The sequence below is a fragment of the Streptomyces sparsogenes subsp. cuspidosporus genome, assembly GCF_039532705.1.
Classification (GTDB): domain Bacteria; phylum Actinomycetota; class Actinomycetes; order Streptomycetales; family Streptomycetaceae; genus Streptomyces; species Streptomyces sparsogenes.
Window position 1 is genome coordinate 112,106 of the sequence record NZ_BAAASD010000013.1, and the last position, 19,336, is coordinate 131,441.

Genomic DNA, 19,336 nt, shown 5'->3' on the forward strand with positions numbered 1-19,336 from the left:
GCAGCAGTACGAGGACGATGAGGCAGGCGCCGGCCGCCAGCGCGGCGTCGGCGAGATTGAACACCGGGCCGCGGGGCGACACCATGACCCAGTCGATGACCGCGCCCCGCAGCGGCCCGGGGTGGCGTACGGCCCGGTCGGCGCCGTTGCCCAGCGCTCCCCCGGCGATCAGCCCGAGCGCCAGCGCCCGGGCCCGGCTGCGGACCCGCAGCCCCGCGCCCACGGCGGCCAGCGTGGCGAGCGCCCCGGCGAGCGTGATGAGGACGATCAGCAGCGGCCGGCCACGCGCCAGGCCGAAGGCCACCCCGGTGTTGCGTACCAGCAGGGTGCGTACCGGCCCGAACTGGTCCTGCGGCCCCGCCGTGCCGCCGAGGGCCGCCACCGCCCAGGCCTTGCTCACCTGGTCGGCCACCGCGACCGCGAGGGCGGCCAGCGGGAAGAGTACGCGGCCGGTGCGCTGCTGGGGCTTCATCGTCGGCCTCCTCGCGCCGTGGGGGCCGATGCGGAAAGCGGGCCCGGAGAGGAAACCCGGCGGGGTGACGTGTCGCTTCCCGATGGGCCGCCTTTTCGGGCACGGGTTTGGGCGCGGGGTTGGGCGGGGGTCCGGGCACGGGGTAGACCGGGCGTTTGGGCGCGGGTTCGGCGCGGTTTCGGCGTGGGTTTGGGCGCGGGTGCTTTTGCGGGGGTACGACGGAGGGCCCGCAGGCGTCGTTGCCTGCGGGCCCTCGCTGTCCACCGCCGGGGTCCGGCGGCCGTACCGTCGGGGTTACTCCGACGTCTTCCCCTTGGCCGGCAGAAGCGGCGCCTGGTACTTGGACAGCATCTTCATCTTGTTCTTGTCGACCGACTTCCAGTCGTTCTTCAGGACACCACCGGTGTCACCCGAGTTCGGGTTCAGGGACCAGTAGGTGTAGCTGATCTGGTTCTTCTTGAGGTAGTCCATCAGGGCGTTCTGCCAGACGGCCTCGGAGCTCTTGCCCGCGGTCTTGCGGCCACCGAACTCGCCGAGCAGCACCGGAGCGATGTTGTCCTGCTTGATGTAGGCCCAGTGCTTCTTCCAGATGGCCGGCATGTTCTTCGGGAAGTCCTTGGCCATGAACCAGTTCTGGTTGTAGACGCCCGGGCCGTAGTCGTGCGCGGAGTACACGACCTTGTTGGACTCCTTCAGCTTGACCGGGTACTTCTTGACGCCCTGGAGGTCGCCGCCCCACCAGAACTGCTCGTCGCCGTGACGGTCGGTGCCCTCGACGAAGATCAGCCAGTTCTTGTTGACGGAGTGGATGGCGTTACCGGCCTTCTCGGCCGCCAGGCGCCAGTCGGTCTTCGGGTTGCCGTCGCCCCACGTGGCCTGGCCACGCGGCTCATTGTGCAGGTCGGCGCCGATCACCCGGGGGTTGTCCTTGTAGCGCTTGGCCAGCTGCTTCCAGTCGTCCAGCCACTGCTTCTCGGTGAGGTTCTGCGAGTACCACAGCTCGCTCTGCCCGTACTGGTCCGGACGGTGCTGGTCCAGGATCACCATCATGCCGCGGTCCGTGGCACCCTTGACGATCTTGTCCATGATCTGCTGGCCGGTGAGGCCCTTGAGGTCCGGGTTCTGCTTGTAGTCGATCCCGTTGGGCTTGCTCTTGGCAGCGAAGATCTCGTTGGAGTACGGGAGCCGGATCGTGTTGAAGCCGTTGTGCGCGATCTGGTCGAGCATGCTCTTCCAGTTACGGGCCCACAGGCCATGCGGCGCGAAGCTTCCGGTCTCCATGCCGAACCAGTTGATACCGGTCAGGACCACCTTGTGGCCCTTGGAGTCCACGATGTCACTCCCCTTCGTGGACAGCGGACCGTCGACGGCCGCGGCCTTGCCGTTCGAGGCGGACAGGGCGGAGGAGCCGTTCGAAGCGGACGAGGAAGCGGGCTCGGAATTCACAGCGAAGGCGGTCACGGTGCCACCGACGGCGGCGGCCACGACAACTCCGGCCGCGATACCGACACGCAGGCGGTAGGAACGCCGGCCACGCTTCGACTCGGTGGTCTCGGAAACGGTCGGGACGTTGTTGTCCATGGGGGAATTCATGCGGTGAGACTCCTGAGGAAATCGGGTATGGCTGTTTTCGGGACGCTGGGGGTGTTCGTCGGAGATTCCAGACATTCCGTTCGCGGGTCGGAGACTGCGGTCAGCCGGACAAGCCGCGCGCGCGGAAGGAGATCTGCGATCAGCAGGTCGAGACGGAGCGATTTCCAACTCGACTTGTCCACGTCGATGAGCACCACATCCGGCTGGCTTCGCTCGGCCAGTGAAATTGCTTCACGTACCGATCTGGCGACGCCGGCCAGTTCCAGTCCGGGCGTCTCGGACACAAGGTCGGCGAGTGCGCTCGAAACCAGATGGTGGTGCTCCACGACGAGAACTCTTTTCATCGGTGGAGCTCCTTCGTGGCGGCTTTCCCTTTCGCTCAACGACATTAGGGAGTGCACCGAACCCGAATCACCGTACGCCTGACTGAAATCTCGCTACCTCAATTGCGGGAATTGCGGGCACGCCAAACGGCCGAATTCCGCCTACCTCAATCGAGGTAGGCGGAATTCGACCGTTTTGGTGACTCTATGTCCTGATTTGGCGGCCGGTTTCGCTTCGATGAGCGCTCATTCGGTCACTCATGGTGACTGACGGAGGCCGCAAAAACCCCCGCCGAGGGGGTCGGCGGGGGTTCAGGGAGGAGTCGAGGGAGTCGAAGCAGAGAGCCGGAGGGGCGGGCGGAGGGACGGAACGGGGGACTGGGCGAGGGGGAGAAGCCGGAGGCCCGGGCGCTCAGCGGGTGAGCCGGAAGGCGTAGCCCGGGACGAAGAGCCCGGCCGTCGCGGCGCAGCCGTCGGCCTGCCCCGGTTGCTTGATCCACAGATACGCGTCGATGCCGGGGATCCCCGTACGAGCGGTGGGCGGCGTGCCCAGCCGGCGCCCCGGCGGATCGCAGAACCGGTGGTCATGGGTGGGCCCGGCGCCGTTGCGGCTGGTGTCGATCACCGCCCCCAGCCGGGGGCGGCCCAGCGTCCTGAGGAGGGCCAGGGCATAGCGGACCTCGTCGCGCGTGGCGTTGAAGTTGGAGACGTTGAGGGCGATGCCGTCCCCGTACCGGTCGATCCCCGCCCGCCTGAGCCGCTCGGCCATGACCGGCGCGGGCTGCCAGCGGGAGTTTCCGGCGTCGTAGTAGATGCGGGCGTGCGGGGCCTGCCGCCGCAGCGTGCGCGCGGCGTCGGAGAGGGCGGAGAACCGCTCCGCCTGCTGCCGCCGCTTGAGGCAGGTCAGATGCGCGAGGGCGTCCGGTTCCAGGATCACGACGGCGCGCGAGGTGCCGATCCCCCGGGCGAAGCCGCCGATCCACTGCCGGTATCCCGACAGGTCCCCCATCCCCCCGGAGCTGTGCTTCCCGCAGTCGCGCTGCGGGATGGCGTACGCGACGAGCACCGGCAGCCGCCCGCGGGCGCGGGCCGCCCGCACCACCCGGCGCACCTCGGCCTCGGCGCGGCCCTGGTCGGTGTCCGTGAACCAGGCGGCCTGCGGCTCGTCGGCGATCCGCTCGCGGATGACCGCCGCCCGGCGGTCGCGGGGATGGTCGCGCACCCACTGCGCCGCGGGGTTGTCGGGGTCGGCGTAGAACCGGGTCGTGGCCGGGAAGTACGGCTTGGCCAGGCGAAGGGCGGAATCGTCGGCGGGCCGGCCCAGGGGCGGGTGCAGCGAGGTGGCCGCCGTCACGAACTCGGCCATCAGGGCCAGGGCCAGCAGGTGGACGAGACCCCTGCCCCACCACCGCGGAGACCCGCGCCCCGGCCGCCGCCCCCGGCGCTCCCGCGAAGGTCGCCCTCTCAGCCGTTCCATGAGCCCCCGCCGTCCGGGGGTCCGCTCGTTCACGTCGGGTCCGCCGTTCAGTGGCTGTCGGAGTTGTCGGACGGCGGCTTCCGGCGGCTGATCAGGAAGACCGCGATGGCGGCCAGCACGGCCAGGGCTGCCGCCACCGCCCCTATCGCCACCAGCGCCGAGCCCTCCTCGGACCGGGCCGCGGAGTGTTTGTGGTCCGGCTTGGCCGGGGTCCGCGCGGAGCCGGGTGGGTCGGTGGAGGCGGGCGGCGCGGCGCGGTCGGCCAGCGCCCTGGCCGGGGCGATCAGCCCGAAGCCGTAGCGCGGGTCGCGCCCCGCCGACCCCTTGCGGTCGGCCGTGTCGATCAGCTTCTGCACGACCTGGCCCGCGGTCCAGTGGGGGTGCTCGGAGCGCACCAGCGCCGCGCCGGCCGCGACCCACGGCGCGGCGTAGGCGGTGCCCTCGCCCGTCCAGTAGTCGCTGTTCGGGGCGGTGGTCAGGATGGAGACGCCGGGCGCGGCCAGGGTGACGGCCCCGCCGTGGTGCGAGTCGGTCCACACGGCGCCCTTCTTGTCGGTCGCCACGACGGACACCACGCCGGGGTAGGCGGCGGGGTAGGTGGGGCGGTTGCCGTCCTTGCCGTTGTCGCCGGCGCCCGCGACGACCACGGCGTCCTGGGCGACCGCGTAGCCGACCGCCGAGCGCAGCGCGGCGTTCGGCTTCTTGAAGGACACCGCCACATCGATGACCCCGGCCCCGCGGCTCACCGCGTGCCGGATGGCCTTGGCCGTGGCGTCGGCCAGCGGTTTCTCGCCCTCGTACACCCCGAGCGGCAGCACCCGGGCCTTGGGCGCCAGCCCCAGCAGGCCGTTGCCCCGGTAGTTGCGGCCGGTGCCCACGATGATCCCGGCCGCGTGGGTGGCCTGCTCGTTCGCGAGCCCCTCGTCCCGGGTGCCGGTGCCGCTGGGGCCGTCCCCGAAGTCCTTGCCGGCCAGCACCCTTCCGCGAAGGTCCGGATGGGCGGCGTCGACGCCGGTGCCGATGACCGCGACGGTCACCCCGGCGCCCTTGCTGATTTTCCATGCCTTCTTGGCCTGCAGAGCGTTCAGCGCCCATTCGGAATGGTGCATCGCTCCGGAGTCGGAATCCCGGGAGGGGTCCTCGGAAAGTCGCCCGGAAAGCCGCCCGGAGAGACCTCCGGAAACGCCGACCGCCGCCGATGGGGCGAGCGAGAACGCCATCAGTGCGACGACGGCCCCGGCCCGGGCGGCGAATGAGCGGTGCGAGATCACATGGCCTGACATTACGTCACCTACCTTCATCGCGTGGGGACGCGAGGCCGTCGGCAGACGCCTGGCCGTTTCATCTTCTGCGGGCCCCCGCGGTGTGGACACCCGCGAGCGGGGGACCGGCCGCCCCCCTTTTCGGGGGACCGGTGCCAGGTCCCGTCCCCGCGCCTCCCCAAAACGGGGGAGAAAGCCGGTCCACCGAAGGTGGAGTCCACCCTCCCCCGAAGGCGTGATGTCCTCGGAAATCCGGCGGCGCACTCTTGGACTGACATCGACGAACGAGCCCCTCCGTAGGGAGTCGCGATGCAGCGTTTCGGAACGTTCAGCGATCGCACCAGCGACCCGAGCGAACGGGTGGACAACCCCGGGAAGTCGAAAAGACGGTTCTTTCGAAGGCTCTCGTTGAGCGGCCCGCTGGCCGCGCTGAGCGGTCTGGTCCTGCGGTTCGCGGTGGTCGGCGTGGGCGGCGTGCTGGTGAACTCGGCAGCCCTCTTCGCGCTGTACCACTGGGCGCACTGGCCGCTGCTGGTCGCCTCCCCGGTCGCCGTGGAGCTCGCCGTGGTGAACAACTACGTGTTCAACGACCGGTGGACCTTCGCCGTGGGTGCTCCGTCCTTCCGGCGGTTCCTGAAATTCAATGTGTCCGTGCTGGGCGGGCTCGCGGTCAATGTCCTGGTCGTCTGGCTGCTGGAACGCTGGGGCTTCCATCTGCTGCTGGCCAATTGCCTCGGCATAGCCGCCGCGTTCGCCGCCAATTTCGCCGCGAGCGCGGGCTGGGTCTGGGGGAGGCGGGGCCGATGACAACCATTGTCTATCTGTGCCTCGTCCTGATCTCGGTGCTGCTCACCATTCAGTCGGCCCATGTGCTCTACCTGATGCTCTACACCTGGGACCGGTCGGACGCCGCACGCAAGGCGAGGGCCCCGGACACCTTTGTCGCGCCGCGGCTTTCGTTCAGCGTACTGCTGCCCGCCCGGCACGAGGAGGACGTCATCCAGACCACCATCGACCGAGTGGTGCGGGCCGACTATCCGGCGCAACTGCTGGAGGTCTTCGTGATCTGTTCGCAGGACGACACCGGCACGATCAAAAAGGCGGAAGAGAAAATCGCCGAGCTGGAGCGGGAAGGTCTGCACAACGTCGAGGTCGTGGTGTTCGACGACAAGCCCGTCAACAAACCCCACGGGCTCAATGTGGCCCTGCCGCACACCACCCACAAGGTGGTGACGATCTTCGACGCGGAGGACGACATCCATCCGGAGATATTCCGGCTGGTCAACACCGTCATGCTCAAGGAGCGGGTGAAGGTGGTGCAGGCGGGCGTCCAGCTGATGAACTTCGACTCCAACTGGTACTCCACGCTCAACGTCCTGGAGTACTTCTTCTGGTTCAAGAGCCGACTGCACTACCACGCGCACTACGGGTCCATTCCGCTCGGCGGCAACACCGTCTTCTTCGCGCGCGAACTGCTGGTCCGGCTCGGCGGCTGGGACGAACACAACCTCACCGAGGACGCGGACCTGGGCCTGCGGGTGTCGGCCAGCGGCGAGCGGGTGCGCGTGGTCTACGACGACCGCTATGTGACCAAGGAGGAGACGCCGCCGACGCTGGGCCACTTCATCCGGCAGCGCACCCGGTGGAGCCAGGGGTTCATGCAGACCCTGAAGAAGGGCACCTGGAAACAGATGCCCACGCGCAAACAGCGGTGGCTCGCCTTCTACGTCCTCGCGTTCCCGCGCGGCCAGGCCCTGCTCGGCCTGTATCTGCCGATCTCCCTGGGGATGATCCTGATCCTCAAGGTGCCGGTGCTGATCGCGCTCTTCTCCTATCTGCCCGTCCTGCTGCTGTGCGCGCACTTCCTGGTGGCCGTGGTCGGACTGTACGAGTTCACCGACGCCCATGGGCTCGAGGCCACACCGGCGACGGTCGTGAAGATGGCCGTCGCCTGGTTCCCCTTCCAGATGGTCCTCGCCTACGCCGCGGTGCGCGCCATGCGGCGGGAGCTGCTCGGCCGGCACGACTGGGAGAAGACCCAGCACGTGGGCGCCCACCGGGCCCGTACCGAGGAGGCGGACTCCCGTGTCGCATGACCCCACCCCCCAGCGGCCCCCGCGCCCCGAGCCGGCCTCACGGCCCGAGCGGCCCCTGCGGCCGCGCTCCGAACGGCCCGAACGGCCCGAACGCTCCGAACGGCCCGAACGCTCCGAACGGTTCGTACACCCGGAACGACGCCCGCGGCCCCGCCCCGAGCGGGCCGACCGGCCCCAGCGGCCCGACCGCCCCGACCGACCCGACCGGCCCCCGCGCCCCGAGCAGGCCGAACGCCCCCAGCGCCCCCAGCGCCCGGTCGCGGTCGCGGAACCCCCGCGGCGCCCCCGGCGGCGCCGCCCGCCCCGGCTGTCCGTCGAGCGCGGGATCTTCCCCAAGCTGGGCCGCAACGGCCGGCTGGCGCTGCTCTTCTCCGTGCTCACCGGGCTGCTCAGCCACGGCTACCACCTGTTCCGTTACCCGCTGTACCTCACCGACGAGGGCATCTACATGCAGCGGGCCTGGTCGCTGGTCCGGGAGACCAGGCTGTCCCCGTACACCTACGACTACGACCACGCCCCGGCGGGCTGGATCACGCTGGCGGGCTGGGCGTTCCCGCTGCCGAAGCAGTTCGAGACCTTCGGCAACGCGATCAACACCGGCCGGTTCCTGATGCTGCTGGTCCACCTCGGCGCGGTCGTGTTGCTCTTCGAGGTCACCCGGAGGCTGTCCGGCAGCGTGCTGGCCGCCACCATCGCCGCGTTCTTCTTCAACCTCTCGCCGATCGCCGTCTACTACCAGCGCCAGGTGCTGCTGGACAACCTGATGATGTTCTGGCTGCTGCTGGCCCTGTACGCCCTGCTGCGCCGCGAGACCACGATCAGATCCGCGTTCGCCGGCGGGGCCGCCCTGGGGATCGCGCTGATCACCAAGGAGAACGCGCTCTTCTTCGCCCCGACCTTCATGTATCTGCTGTATCGGAGGATCCAGGGCTCCCCGAGCCACCGGTTCACCCGCACGCTGTGGCCATTCGCCGCCGCGGCGCCGGTCGGCGCGTATGTCACCTACGCCCTGCTCAAGAACGAGCTGATGCCCAGCGGCCTCGACTTCGACCTGGCCAACCCGCCGGCGGACCACGTCTCGCTGCTCTACACCCTGTGGTGGCAGATCCACCGGAGTCAGGGCAGCCTGCTCAACCACCACGGCCTGCTGTACACCAGCTGGCTGCCCCGGGACGCGTTCCTGCTGCTGGCCGGGATGGCCGCCATGGTCATCAGCCTGTGGTGGGGAATGCGGAAAAAGCGGCGGGATCTGGGGTTCTTCGTCGCCGGGACGCTGGCCTTCGGATATTCCTTCTACCTGCTGCGCGGCAGCGTGGTGCTGGACTTCTACATCACCCCGCTGATTCCGATATTCGCCATGAATATCGGCATGGTCGCGGACCGACTGCTGAAGCGGCCGGCGCTGCGCAGGCTGCTCGGGCGGATGAGTTCCAAGGTGCGGATCGCGGTGCCCGCGATGCTCGGCGTACTGCTGCTGGCCTCGCCCTCCACCGGATATCTCCTGACCGTCAACACCGAGGGCCGCGTCGCGGTCGCCGACCAGTACCAGTCCAAGCTGGCCCTGACCCATATGCAGCAGGCACAGATCGCCTGGGTGCGCAAGCACGTCTCGCCCAAGGCGCGCATCATCATGGACGACGACATGTGGGGTGAATTGCATGACGTGCACCCGTTCTATCCGTACGCGCATTCCCACTGGAACGCCTCGTCCGACCCCGCCCTGCGGGACAAGCTCTTCCGCAAGAGATGGCAGAACGTCGACTACATCATCATGTCCAACAAGATGCGCAATTCGATTCACCGCAACAACGGCGACGGCCGGGAGAACTGGATCCTGGCGGCGCTACGGAATTCGGAAAGGGTATGGGCGGACATCCGGGGCGGCATCAGGCTGGAAATCTATCGGGTGAACAAATAGCCCGCCGGAAGAGGAGGTGAAGGCCATGCCCGAGTACGAGGACTACGACGACTACGACGAGCGCGACGAGTACGACACCCGCAGGGCAGACGAGGACTACGGGGACGACACGTACGACGACCGCAGGACATACAGCGACTCCGACGACGACTTCTTCGGCGACGACCTCGACGACTTCGACGAGTCCGGGGAATCCGAAGACTTCGACGAGTCCGACGACTACGGGGAGCCCGCGAGGAGGCGTACGCCGGGGTCCCACAAGTCCCACAAGGCCCGCAAGACCCACAAGGTCACCGGTGCCCCCACTGGCTCCGGAGGATCCGGAGGCTCCGGGGAGGAGCCGAGCGCCCCCGCCGGCGGGAAGCGGAAGCGGTTCACCTGGAAGACGATCCTGCTGACCATCGTGGCCTGCGCGCTCGTCGGCTCCCTGGTCCAGATGGTCGCGCGCGGCGGTTTCGGGGGCTCCCTCGGCACGAGCGGCGGCGGAGGCGGCCACAAGAAGAGCCCCGCCCAGGAGCAGGAGGTCCGCCCGTCGACGAAGCCCAAGACCATCAGGCTGGGCAACCAGCGGGTGCCGCAGACCTCCGGGCCGATCATCGTGATCAACCCGGGTCTGGTCGCCCCCGGCGGCAAGGCGTCCGTCGAAGGCGGCGGCTTCGAGCCCAAGAGCACGGTGGACCTGCTCCTGAAGACGAAGCGGTCGGACACCAAGGGCCGCGCCATCCGGACGGTCCGCACGGACAAGCACGGCTCGCTCTACACGAACTTCACCATGCCGGAGTCGCTGGGCGGCAAGCCCGGCACGCTGGTCGCCCAGCAGCGCGGCGGCGGCCGGTCGGCCGAGGCGGAGCTGATCAGCGGCGGTGCGATAGGCACCGCGAGGATCAACAAGACGGTCGGCAGGCCGGGCGACGTGGTCTCGATCAGCGCCCGCGGCTTCAAGCCGGGCGAGCAGATCAACGTCTTCTGGGGGCGGACCACCGGCACCCCCGTCGCCCGGCTGCGCACCGACAGCTCGGGCGGGGTGGGCCGCGCCGACATCAGGGTGGGCGTCGCCCCGACGGGCCAGAGCACGCTGGTGCTGGTGGGACAGCAGAGCAAGACCACGGCCACCGCGCCGTTCCAGATGCTCAGCCTGTACCCGGCGATCAAGTCCTCCCCGTACGCGCTGAAGGCCGGGCAGCGGATCAGGCTGTCGGGGAACCGCTTCGCGCCGAACGAGCGGGTGCTGGTCTACATCAACGCCACCAGCGGCCTCCCCGCCTTCACCACGCAGGCCAACTCCTTCGGCCAGCTCCGGGACGTGGCGTTCGACGTGCCGTTCGGGCTGAAGGGCAGGCAGAGCCTCACCGCGATCGGCGACCAGAGCCGGGCCGTGACCCGCTCGGGCTTCACCGTGCTGCCGTACTCCCCCAGCGCCGAGCCCAGCACCTTCGGCGGCAAGGCGGGCACCACGCTCAGCTTCTACTGCGCCGGGTTCGCACCCAACGAGACGGTGACCGTCTACGCCGGGAACGGCAGTGTCGCCGGGCGGAAGATCGCCACCTTCCAGGTGGACGGCCGGGGCAAGGCGGCGGCCGTGGGCTCGTACCGGATCACTCCGGCCGACGAGGGCGGCGTGTCCTTCAAGCTCATCGGCTCCAAGAGCGGCGGGGTCGCCAAGGCCGGCATCAACTACTCACAGGGCCAGGGGCACTAGTCAGGTGCTGGTCAGGCCCGCTCACGGCCGCCGGGGGGCGGCCGGGGACGGCTCACAGGTAAGCCCGGTGTTCCATAGTTGTACCATGCATGTCCTGGAGTGTCCTATGAGTGTTATTTTCGGCCCGAATTCTCGAAGAGTCCTACAATTCCTGACCCACATCGAGGACCTCTCCCCGGAGGAGATCGACCGCGTGGCCGATCTGTGGAAGCAGACCTCCAGCCAGACCCGCGCCGAGGGCTGGGCTGAAGTCCACCGCACCACGTCCGACGAGGAGCGGTACCGGATCCTGGTCGCCGCCTCCGTGGCGCGCCGGGCCGCCCTGGACGCGGCGCGCGCGCACCAGCGCCACGACTGGGCCTTCTGGGCCGCGGTGTGGGACGCCGCGGCGGCGGTCGCCGTGTGCGACCGCATCGGCAGCCACTACAACGTGCTGGTCGCTCCGCTGGCCGCCGTCATGCCCTCGCTGGCGCACTGCCGGCGTGACGAGCTGACCACCCCGGAGCTGCAGGGTGCCGTCCTCAAGGCACAGGGTGCCGTCCTCAAGGGAGGTGGAGGTTGATGCGCGACGACCGGATCCGAGTCGTGGTGGCCGATGACGACCCCGTGGTCCGGGAAGCACTCGCGGACCTGATCGACTCCCACCCGGACCTGGCCCTGGTGGGCCTGGCCGTCAACCACGAGCAGGCGGTCCGCGCCGCGGCCGAGCACCGCCCCCGCGTCGTGGTCATGGACGTCCACATGCCCAAGGGCGACGCACCGAGCAGCGTCCGCGCCATCCGGGAGCGGGTGCCCGGGGCCCGCGTGGTGGCCCTGTCGGCCCACGGCGACCGGGAGACCGTCCTCAACATGCTCACCGCCGGGGCCACGGGTTACCTGGTCAAGGGCACTCCCGCCGAGGAGATAACCGAGGCGATCACCCGGGCCGCCCGCGACCAGTTCAGCATGGCCGGAGAGCTGGTCGCCGACTGCACCGAGCCGCTGCGGCGGGCCGACCGCGCCTCCTGGCGGTTCGAGGAGCTGGTGGGCGGCCGACTCGAGGAGTCGTACCTGGAGCTGCTCGGCCACGCGCCGTGCGGCGTCCTGATCGTCGGCGCCCGCGGCCGGATCGAGTCCGCCAACGCGCACGCCCGGCATATGTTCGGCTACAGCTCGGCCGAGCTGCGCGACAAGCGGCTGCGCGACCTCGTCCCCGACCGCTACCGCACCGCCACCGAGCAGCTGGTCGGACGGCTGTTCACCGCCCCGTCCGCGATGACGGGCCGGCGCCGGGACGGCACCGAGTTCCCCGCCCAGTTCAGCGGCGGCCACCTCCAGGGCAGGCGGCCCCGGTGCGTGGTCTTCGTCGCGGACCTCAGCCGGCTCCGGGCGGCCGAGAGCCGGTTCCGGCAGCTCATCGAGTCCTCCCCGGACGCCATGGTGATCGTGGACTCCGCCGGGCGGATCCAGACGGCCAACCGCCGCACCGAGGCCCTCTTCGGCTACGACCGCGACCAGCTGATCGGCCGCGCGGTCGAGGCACTCCTCCCCGACCAGCCGCTGACCATCTCGCTGCGCGACTGGGCCGACTCCCCCGAGGAGCTCATGGGCCACAGCATGGAGCTGGTCGGGCGGCGCAGCGACGCCAAGCAGTTCCCGGCCGACGTCAGCGTCAGCCCGCTGCGCACCGAGGACGGGCTGCTGACCGTACTGACCATCAGGGACATCACCGAGGTGCAGCGCGCCCAGTTCGTCCTGGAGCGCAGCCTGGAGCTGCTGGAGGTCACCGACCGGGACCGCCAGGCGCTGCTCAGCCATCTCGTACACGCCCAGGAGGCGGAGCGCGGACGCATCGCCGCCGACATCCACGACGACACCATCCAGGTCATCACCGCCGCCAGCCTCCGGTTGCAGCAGCTGCGGCGGCGACTGCGCGACCCGGAGGAGCAGCGGGTGATGGAGAAGCTGGACGAGACCCTCAAGCTCTCGCTCAGCCGGCTGCGGCAGCTGATCTTCGACCTGCGGCCGTCCAGCCTGGAGCACGGCTGCCTGGCCGCGGCGCTGCGCGGCCTCCTGGAGCAGATACGGACCGAGACCGGCGTCGAATACCGGCTGGAGGACCGGATCGCGGCCAAGCCGCCGCCCGAGACCATGGCCCTGATCTACCGCACGGCGCAGGAAGCCCTGATGAACGTGCGCAAGCACGCGCGGGCGAAGACGGTCCATGTGCAACTGCTGGGGCTCGACGACGGCTGCCTGGTGCGGATCGTGGACGACGGCCAGGGCTACAACCCGCTCGAGGTGGAGTCCCGCCCCGGCCATCTGGGGCTGTCGCTCATCCAGGAGCGGGCGCAGATCGCGGGCGGCTGGTGCCGTATCGAGAGCGCGCCGGGGGCGGGCACGACGGTCGAGTTCTGGGTGCCGCTGGGCGACACCCCGGGCCACCGCCCGCTGCCCTTCGGGCCCGCCGACGCCTCGGACTATCCGGGCGGCGGGCTGGGCTCGCCCGGGTCGCTGGAGCCGCCCGGGTCGCTTGAACCGCCGGGGTCGCTGGAACCGCCGGGGTCTCTGGGCTCGCTGGAGGGGCTGGACCGCCCGGACCGCCCGGACCGCCCGGACCGCCCGGACGCGGACGGACTGGATGTGGACGGCCCGGAGGTGGAGGACACCCGACTGGAGGACCCCCGCCCGGACGACCCTCGCCTGGACCCTCAGCTGGAGGACCCCCGCCTGAACGGCCGGGATCTGGACGGCCGGGACCTGAACGACCCTGACCTGGACGGCCCGGACCTGGACGGCCCAGACCTGGACCACCCCGAGCTGGGCCGCCCGGAACTCCACCGTCCGGAAGGGGACACACAGCCGTGACCGCGCCGGCCGATCTCACCAAGGTGCTGATCGTCGAGGACCACCGGGTGGTGGCCGAGGGGCTGTGGGCGCTGCTCGCGGAGTACTCGGACCTGACCGTGGTGGGGTGGGCCGACTCGGTCGCGGAGGTCGTCCCCATGGCCAAGGAGCTGGGCCCCGACGTGGCGCTGGTCGACTTCCGCCTGCCCGACGGCACGGGAGCCGACGCGGCGGCCGCGATCCGGGCCAACGACCCCTCGACCGCCATCGTGATCCTGAGCGCGGACGCCAGCGACTCGGCGCTGCTGGCCGCGGTGGAGGCCGGGGCCTGCGGCTATCTGCTCAAGTCGGCGAGCGGCGACGAGATCGCCTCGGCCATCCGCTCGGCGGCCGAGGGCGAGACCCTCATCCCGGCCAGCACTCTCGTCGAGGTGCTGGCCCGGCACCGGGAGAGCGCGCGCTCCTCCGCCCAGCAGACCGAGCGGCTGGAGAGCCTGACCCCGCGCGAACAGGAGATCCTGACCCTGATGAGCCAGGGCCTGGACAACCGGGCGGTCGCGGAACGGCTGAGCATCAGCTACGCCACCGTACGCACGCATGTGCGCAAGATCCTGGAGAAGCTGGAGGTGCGGTCCCAGCTGGAGGCGGTCGCCAAGGCCGCCGACTGGGGCTTCCGCCACGTGGAGCCCGACTGAGGGCCGGCCAACGCCGACCGGCGGCCCCGCTGAGGGACCGCCGCCGACCGGCCGACTCCGCTGGGGGACAGCCCGCCGCCAACCCGCAGACTCCGCTGAGGAACGACCTCCGCCGACCGGCCCGTCGCCGACCGGCGGACTCCGCTGAGGAACGACCCGCCGCCAACCCGCAGACTCCGCTGAGGAACGACCTCTGCCGACCGGCCCGTCGCCGACCGGCGGACTCCGCTGAGGAACGACCCGCCGCCAACCCGCAGACTCCGCTGAGGAACGACCTCCGCCAACCCGCAGACTCCGTGAGGAACGACCCGCCGCCGACCGGCGGACTCCACTTAGGGGTGACAAAACCCCCACTCGGGGGAATTCCGGGCACGGTGCGGCGAGTTTCCTCCCCGTGCACCGCGGCCATCGGACCCTTCTGCTGACCGCCACCGCGAGCTACGCGGTGGTCGCGGCGGGCGTGCTCACCACCTCGCCCCTGGTCCGTCTCGACTGGCACGTGGCGATGTTCAAACCGTACAAGCAGTGGCCGTGCGCCCAGGGGCCGCTCGACGTCTTCGTCGTCGCGGGCCAGCGCGGCCCCACCGCCGTCGCGGCGCTGGCCTGGCTGGGCTGGCGCTCCTGGCGGACCGGGAGCGCGCGCCCGGTGCTCGTCCTCGGCACCGCCCTCGCCCTGCTCAACGCGAGCGTGGGCGCCGTCAAGCTCGGCGCGGGCCGCCTCGGCCCCCATTACGCGCACACCGTCGGTTCGGCCGAGCTGTTCCACGACGGGATGATCTTCCCTTCCGGCCACACCGCGAACGGGGTCGTCGTCTGGGGCACCCTCGCCTATCTCGCGGGCCGCCACCGCCGGGCGGCGCGGGTGGCGGCCGGGCTCATGGCCTTCGGGATCGGGCTCGCCACGGTCTATCTGGGCACCCACTGGGTCAGCGACGTGCTCGGCGGCTGGGCGGCCGGGGCCCTGGTGCTGCTGTCCCTGCCGCTGCTCGAGCCGTTCGTCGCCGCGGCGGAGCGGCGGCTCGGCCGGTTCGGACGGTTCGGACAGGGCGGAGGAGGCGGACAGGACGGACGGGGCGGGCAGGACGGACGGGGCGGGCGGCTGGGCGGGCCCGACCGGCTCGGGGCGCGCTCGCCCCCGGCGCGCCGCCCCCGCCCGTGTCCGACTCGTTCCGTGAGCAGGTGAGCCAAAGTGGCACTTCGAGTTCTGATCGCCGACGACCACGCGGTCGTCCGCCAGGGCCTGCGGATGATCCTCAGCCTCGACGACGACATCAAGGTGGTCGGCGAGACGACCAACGGCCGGGAAGCCGTACGACTGGCCCGGGAGCTGTGCCCCGACGTGGTCCTGATGGATCTGCTGATGCCCGTGATGGACGGGATCTCGGCCACCGCCGAGATCCGCCAGGACCTCCCCGAGGTGGAGGTCGTGGCGCTGACCAGCGCCCTCGACGACACCATGGTCATGGGCGCGGTCCGGGCGGGCGCGATCGGCTTTCTGCTGAAGAACGCCGAGGCCGACGAGTTGCGCAGCGCGGTCAAGGGCGCCGCCGTCGGCCGGATCCATGTCTCCCCGGACGCGACCTCCCGGCTGATGGGCCAGGTCAGGGCCCCGAGCGGGCCGGAGCAGCTGACCGAGCGGGAGGCCGAGGTCCTCACCATGCTCGCCCGGGGCAAGTCGAACAAGGAGATCGCGCGCGACCTGCGGATCGGGCAGCAGACGGTGAAGACGTACGTGAGCCACATCCTGACCAAGCTCGGGGTGCACAGCCGCACCCAGGCCGCGGTGTACGCCGTCCAGTCGGGCCTGGTGCCGGCCGGGGAGCTGACCACGCCCGAGCCCCTGGACGCGACGCGGGACCAGTGGTGGTCGGCGTGATCGGGATCCGCGGCACCCGGCGGCGGATACGCGAAGCCGTCACCCGGGCGAGGGACGACAGCCGGCGGCTGGCGGCCGCGCGGGACCAGGGCGCCCTGGACGAGCGGCGGCGGCTGTCCAGGGAGCTGCACGACTCCGTCTCCCAGGCGCTGTACGGCATCTCCCTGGGCGCGCGTACCGCCCGCGAGCTGCTGGACCGCGAGATCGACCGCGAGATCGACCGCGCCAGGGAACGCGGGGAACGGGGCGGGGACCGGCGGGACGACACCACCGGCGTGGACGGACTCGTGGAACTGGCCGAGCCGATCGACTACATCCGGCAGCTCGCCGACACCGCGATCGCCGAGACCCGGGTCCTGCTGGGCCGGCTCAGACCCGAGACGCTGGAGGCCGAGGGCCTGGTCGCCGCCCTCGACCGCCACGTGGCGGCACTGCGCGACCGGTACGGCATCGCCGCCGAGGCGACGCTCGGCCCGGAGCCGGAGACGACGCCGGAGGCCAAACACGCCCTCTACCGCATCGCCCAGGAGTCCCTGCACAACGTCGCCAAGCACGCGGGCGCGCGGCATGTGCGCCTCCACCTGCTGAGCGGCCCGGGCACCGTCACCTTGACGGTCGCCGACGACGGCGTGGGCTTCGACTCGCGCGGGTCCTTCCCGGGCCGCCTGGGCCTGCTGTCCATGCGGGAACGGGCCCGGGAGGTGGGCGGCACGCTCAGCGTGGACAGCCGCCCGGGCCGGGGCAGCCGCGTCCGGGTCACCGTCCCCACGGCGCCCTGAACCCCCGGGCCCCGGCGGCATATGAGACATTTCCCCTGCTAGGTTGCTTGCTCCGCGCCGGCGCCGTCGGCAGCCCCCACGGCCCGCCCGCACGGCCCGCCCACCAGCAGCCCGCAGAACCGCCCGCAGAGCCAGCAGCCCGCAGAACCGCCCGCAGAGCCAGCAGCCCGCAGAACCGCCCGCAGAGCCATCCGAAGAGCCGCCCCCGAAGAGCCGCCCCCGAAGACAGGAGACCCGTCCGTGACCCTCCCCGGGCCCATGGGGCTGAGCATGCGGGACCGCGCGGCGGAGGCCGAGGTACGAGCCGGGCTGGCGGAGGTCGAGGCGGGCCTGCTGGCGGCCACGAAGAGCGACGTCCCGTTCATCACCGAGGCCGCCCAGCGCCTGGTGCGGGCGGGCGGCAAGCGGCTGCGGCCGCTGCTGGTGCTGCTGGCCGCGCGGTTCGGCGACCCGGAGGCGCCGGGCGTGGTGCCCTCGGCCGTCGTCGTCGAGCTGACGCACCTGGCGACGCTCCACCACGACGATGTGCTGGACGACGCGGAGGCGCGGCGCCGCACCCCCCGCACCGACGCCCACTGGGACAACTCGGTGGCGGTGCTCACCGGCGACTTCCTCTTCGCCCGCGCCTCGCACCTGCTGGCCGACCTGGGCCCGGAGGCCGTACGGATCCAGGCCGACGCCTTCCGGCAGTTGGTCACCGGCCAGATCCTGGAGACGGCCGGCCCCAGCGGCGACCGCGACCCGGTCGAGCACTATCTGGAGGTCCTCGCGGGCAGGACGGGCTCGCTGATCGCGGTCTCCGGGCGGCTGGGCGCGCTGGCGTCCGGCGCCGGTCCCGAGGTCGCCGGCGCACTCGCCCGCTACGGCGAACTGCTGGGCGTCGCCTGCCGTCTCGCCGAGGACGTACTGGACATCGCCGGCGCCGGCGGGGCCGGCGGCGTGCCGCGCGGGTGCCCGGGCACCACCCTGCGGGAGGGCTTCGCGACGCTGCCGCTCCTGTATCTGCGGGCGCGGGCCGAGGCGACCGGCTCCGACGAGGACCGGGAGCTGTGCGACCTGCTCACCACCGGGCGCGCGGACGAGCCGCGCTACGCGGACGCGCTGCGCCGGCTCCGCGCCCACCCCGCCCTGGACCTGGCCCGGGTGGCCGCGGCCCGCTACGCCGACCAGGCCCGCACGGCGCTGGCGCCGCTGCCCGCGGGCGCGGCCCGGGGGGCGCTGGAGGACCTGTGCGATCTCGTGACGCGCGGCCGCCCGGCCTCACTTCCCGCCTCACTCCCGGCCTCGCTCCCCGCCTCACCGCCGGCCTCGTCCCCCGCCTCACCCCCGCTGGTCGCCGCGGAGCAGCGACTCCCCGAACCGGCGCAGCCGTGAGACGGCGTCGGGGTCGGGCTCGATGCCCGGGGGCTCCGCGGCGGCCCGGCAGCGGCCCCCTTCGTCCCCCGCGCCATGAGCAAGCCGGGAACGACGCGCTCGACAGCGCCGCCGCCCACCCGGACCGAGGGCCCGGGCCCGCCGCGCGATCGTCACGATCGCCGACAGCCGTTTCCTTCGCTCCCTGATGCCCACAGCGAGGAAACCCGCCCGTCAGCGCCTCGTATTCCAGTCCCCCGGCGCCCGCCCGTGAGCGTTCGCCCGTCAGCGCCCGCCCGTCAGCGTCTGCGCTGCCCGGCGTAGAACATCGAGCCGCCGGTCACCGCGAACAGCCCGGCGGAGATCGCCAGCGTGAGGCCGGTCCGGCCCTCCTGGTCGGGCCCGTCCGGCAGCCGCGGCTCCAGGACCCCCATCGGGTCCTGGCGGAGCGTGACGCGCTGCCGGGGCTTGATGTGGTCGAAGCAGTTCTGCTGCTGCGATATCTCGTGCACGGCGTGGCCCCCGGTCGCCTCCTCCACCGTGCAGTACCGCTTGTCGTCACGCTCCTCGACCTTGGTGACCACGGCGGGCACCTTCTCCCCGAGGGTCTTCATGTAGAGCTCGTACAGCCCCGGCCCGGCGAACAGCGTCAGCGCGAACCCCCCGCACGACACGAGCACCGCCGCCCCCGCCCGGTGCCAGACCCCGCCCGCCACGGTGGCCGCGACGGCGAACGTCCCGAGCGCGAGCACGACTCCGACGTAGATACCCACCGACGGGAGCTGCGCCAGCCACGCGGCCACGGTGAACGCCAGCGGCACCGACAGGCCCCACACCAGCGAGTTGACCCACCGCCGCACCCTGGACGGAGCGGCCCCGGCCGCCTTCCCCTCGGTGACCACGACGGACTCGGGCGTTCCCATGCCTGCTCCCTGCTTCCCTCACGCCTGACGGTCAGCAAGCATGC

At 71.3% G+C, this 19,336-nt stretch carries 16 protein-coding genes and 1 pseudogene; 11 read left to right on the top strand and 6 right to left on the bottom strand.

Going from position 1 to position 19,336, the window contains the following annotated elements; genetic code table 11:
• Positions 1–13: 13 nt before the first annotated feature.
• From ABFY07_RS43160 to ABFY07_RS18020, 5 genes and pseudogenes are all read right to left on the bottom strand, one after another.
• Positions 14–472 (bottom strand): annotated as a pseudogene (locus tag ABFY07_RS43160) (signal peptidase II); the annotation flags it as partial.
• 294 nt (positions 473–766) lie between these two features.
• A complete protein-coding gene (locus ABFY07_RS18005) occupies positions 767–2,065 on the bottom strand; it encodes a glycoside hydrolase family 5 protein (protein ID WP_346175467.1) in 1,299 nt (432 codons plus the stop codon).
• The gene (locus tag ABFY07_RS18010) at positions 2,062–2,409 is read right to left on the bottom strand and encodes a response regulator transcription factor (protein ID WP_346175468.1); all 348 of its coding nucleotides are present in this window, start codon (positions 2,407–2,409) and stop codon (positions 2,062–2,064) included. The genes ABFY07_RS18005 and ABFY07_RS18010 overlap by 4 nt, the downstream gene beginning before the upstream one ends.
• Positions 2,410–2,800: 391 nt before the next feature.
• Complete coding sequence (locus ABFY07_RS18015; RefSeq protein ID WP_346175469.1) at positions 2,801–3,754, bottom strand: glycoside hydrolase family 6 protein; 954 nt, start codon at positions 3,752–3,754, stop codon at positions 2,801–2,803.
• A gap of 158 nt (positions 3,755–3,912) precedes the next feature.
• Positions 3,913–4,974, bottom strand: a complete 1,062-nt coding sequence (locus ABFY07_RS18020) for a S8 family serine peptidase (protein WP_346175470.1) — start codon at positions 4,972–4,974, stop codon at positions 3,913–3,915.
• A 462-nt stretch (positions 4,975–5,436) separates the two neighbouring features.
• On the opposite strand from ABFY07_RS18020, the gene ABFY07_RS18025 reads away from it, so the two are divergent.
• The 11 genes from ABFY07_RS18025 (at position 5,437) to ABFY07_RS18075 (ending at position 18,390) form a co-directional block, all read left to right on the top strand.
• A complete protein-coding gene (locus ABFY07_RS18025; RefSeq protein WP_346175471.1) occupies positions 5,437–5,934 on the top strand; it encodes a GtrA family protein in 498 nt (165 codons plus the stop codon).
• Positions 5,931–7,223 carry a glycosyltransferase gene (locus tag ABFY07_RS18030; RefSeq protein ID WP_346175472.1) on the top strand — a complete coding sequence of 431 codons (1,293 nt, stop codon included), beginning with the start codon at positions 5,931–5,933 and terminating at the stop codon, positions 7,221–7,223. The genes ABFY07_RS18025 and ABFY07_RS18030 overlap by 4 nt, the downstream gene beginning before the upstream one ends.
• Positions 7,213–9,141, top strand: a complete 1,929-nt coding sequence (locus ABFY07_RS18035; protein WP_346175473.1) for an ArnT family glycosyltransferase — start codon at positions 7,213–7,215, stop codon at positions 9,139–9,141. The genes ABFY07_RS18030 and ABFY07_RS18035 overlap by 11 nt, the downstream gene beginning before the upstream one ends.
• A gap of 25 nt (positions 9,142–9,166) precedes the next feature.
• Positions 9,167–10,840, top strand: a complete 1,674-nt coding sequence (locus ABFY07_RS18040) for a hypothetical protein (RefSeq protein WP_346175474.1) — start codon at positions 9,167–9,169, stop codon at positions 10,838–10,840.
• Positions 10,841–10,946: 106 nt separating this feature from the next.
• Entirely contained in the window at positions 10,947–11,402 is a 456-nt protein-coding gene (locus ABFY07_RS18045) for a hypothetical protein (RefSeq protein WP_346175475.1), read from the top strand.
• Positions 11,402–13,687 carry a PAS domain S-box protein gene (locus tag ABFY07_RS18050; protein WP_346175476.1) on the top strand — a complete coding sequence of 762 codons (2,286 nt, stop codon included), beginning with the start codon at positions 11,402–11,404 and terminating at the stop codon, positions 13,685–13,687. The genes ABFY07_RS18045 and ABFY07_RS18050 overlap by 1 nt, the downstream gene beginning before the upstream one ends.
• Complete coding sequence (locus ABFY07_RS18055) at positions 13,684–14,361, top strand: response regulator (RefSeq protein WP_065961442.1); 678 nt, start codon at positions 13,684–13,686, stop codon at positions 14,359–14,361. The genes ABFY07_RS18050 and ABFY07_RS18055 overlap by 4 nt, the downstream gene beginning before the upstream one ends.
• A gap of 394 nt (positions 14,362–14,755) precedes the next feature.
• Positions 14,756–15,544 (top strand): phosphatase PAP2 family protein, encoded by a 789-nt coding sequence (locus ABFY07_RS18060; protein WP_428836952.1) that lies wholly within the window; start codon positions 14,756–14,758, stop codon positions 15,542–15,544.
• A gap of 6 nt (positions 15,545–15,550) precedes the next feature.
• Positions 15,551–16,237 (top strand): response regulator, encoded by a 687-nt coding sequence (locus ABFY07_RS18065; RefSeq protein WP_346175477.1) that lies wholly within the window; start codon positions 15,551–15,553, stop codon positions 16,235–16,237.
• The gene (locus tag ABFY07_RS18070; protein ID WP_346175478.1) at positions 16,234–17,016 is read left to right on the top strand and encodes a sensor histidine kinase; all 783 of its coding nucleotides are present in this window, start codon (positions 16,234–16,236) and stop codon (positions 17,014–17,016) included. Before ABFY07_RS18065 ends, ABFY07_RS18070 begins: the two co-directional genes overlap by 4 nt.
• Before the next feature lie 240 nt (positions 17,017–17,256).
• The gene (locus ABFY07_RS18075; RefSeq protein ID WP_346175479.1) at positions 17,257–18,390 is read left to right on the top strand and encodes a polyprenyl synthetase family protein; all 1,134 of its coding nucleotides are present in this window, start codon (positions 17,257–17,259) and stop codon (positions 18,388–18,390) included.
• Positions 18,391–18,668: 278 nt separating this feature from the next.
• On the opposite strand, the gene ABFY07_RS18080 is transcribed toward ABFY07_RS18075, so the two are convergent.
• A complete protein-coding gene (locus tag ABFY07_RS18080) occupies positions 18,669–19,292 on the bottom strand; it encodes a hypothetical protein (RefSeq protein ID WP_346175480.1) in 624 nt (207 codons plus the stop codon).
• Positions 19,293–19,336: the final 44 nt, after the last annotated feature.

What these genes read in the sequence shown, in the direction of transcription:
- ABFY07_RS18020 (WP_346175470.1), bottom strand. Translation starts at nt 4,974, where the DNA reads ATGCACCATTCCGAATGGGCGCTGAACGCTCTGCAGGCCAAGAAGGCA.
- ABFY07_RS18010 (WP_346175468.1), bottom strand. Translation starts at nt 2,409, where the DNA reads ATGAAAAGAGTTCTCGTCGTGGAGCACCACCATCTGGTTTCGAGCGCA.
- ABFY07_RS18005 (WP_346175467.1), bottom strand. Translation starts at nt 2,065, where the DNA reads ATGAATTCCCCCATGGACAACAACGTCCCGACCGTTTCCGAGACCACC.
- ABFY07_RS18025 (WP_346175471.1), top strand. Translation starts at nt 5,437, where the DNA reads ATGCAGCGTTTCGGAACGTTCAGCGATCGCACCAGCGACCCGAGCGAA.
- ABFY07_RS18040 (WP_346175474.1), top strand. Translation starts at nt 9,167, where the DNA reads ATGCCCGAGTACGAGGACTACGACGACTACGACGAGCGCGACGAGTAC.
- ABFY07_RS18015 (WP_346175469.1), bottom strand. Translation starts at nt 3,754, where the DNA reads ATGGCCGAGTTCGTGACGGCGGCCACCTCGCTGCACCCGCCCCTGGGC.
- ABFY07_RS18030 (WP_346175472.1), top strand. Translation starts at nt 5,931, where the DNA reads ATGACAACCATTGTCTATCTGTGCCTCGTCCTGATCTCGGTGCTGCTC.
- ABFY07_RS18045 (WP_346175475.1), top strand. Translation starts at nt 10,947, where the DNA reads ATGAGTGTTATTTTCGGCCCGAATTCTCGAAGAGTCCTACAATTCCTG.
- ABFY07_RS18050 (WP_346175476.1), top strand. Translation starts at nt 11,402, where the DNA reads ATGCGCGACGACCGGATCCGAGTCGTGGTGGCCGATGACGACCCCGTG.
- ABFY07_RS18080 (WP_346175480.1), bottom strand. Translation starts at nt 19,292, where the DNA reads ATGGGAACGCCCGAGTCCGTCGTGGTCACCGAGGGGAAGGCGGCCGGG.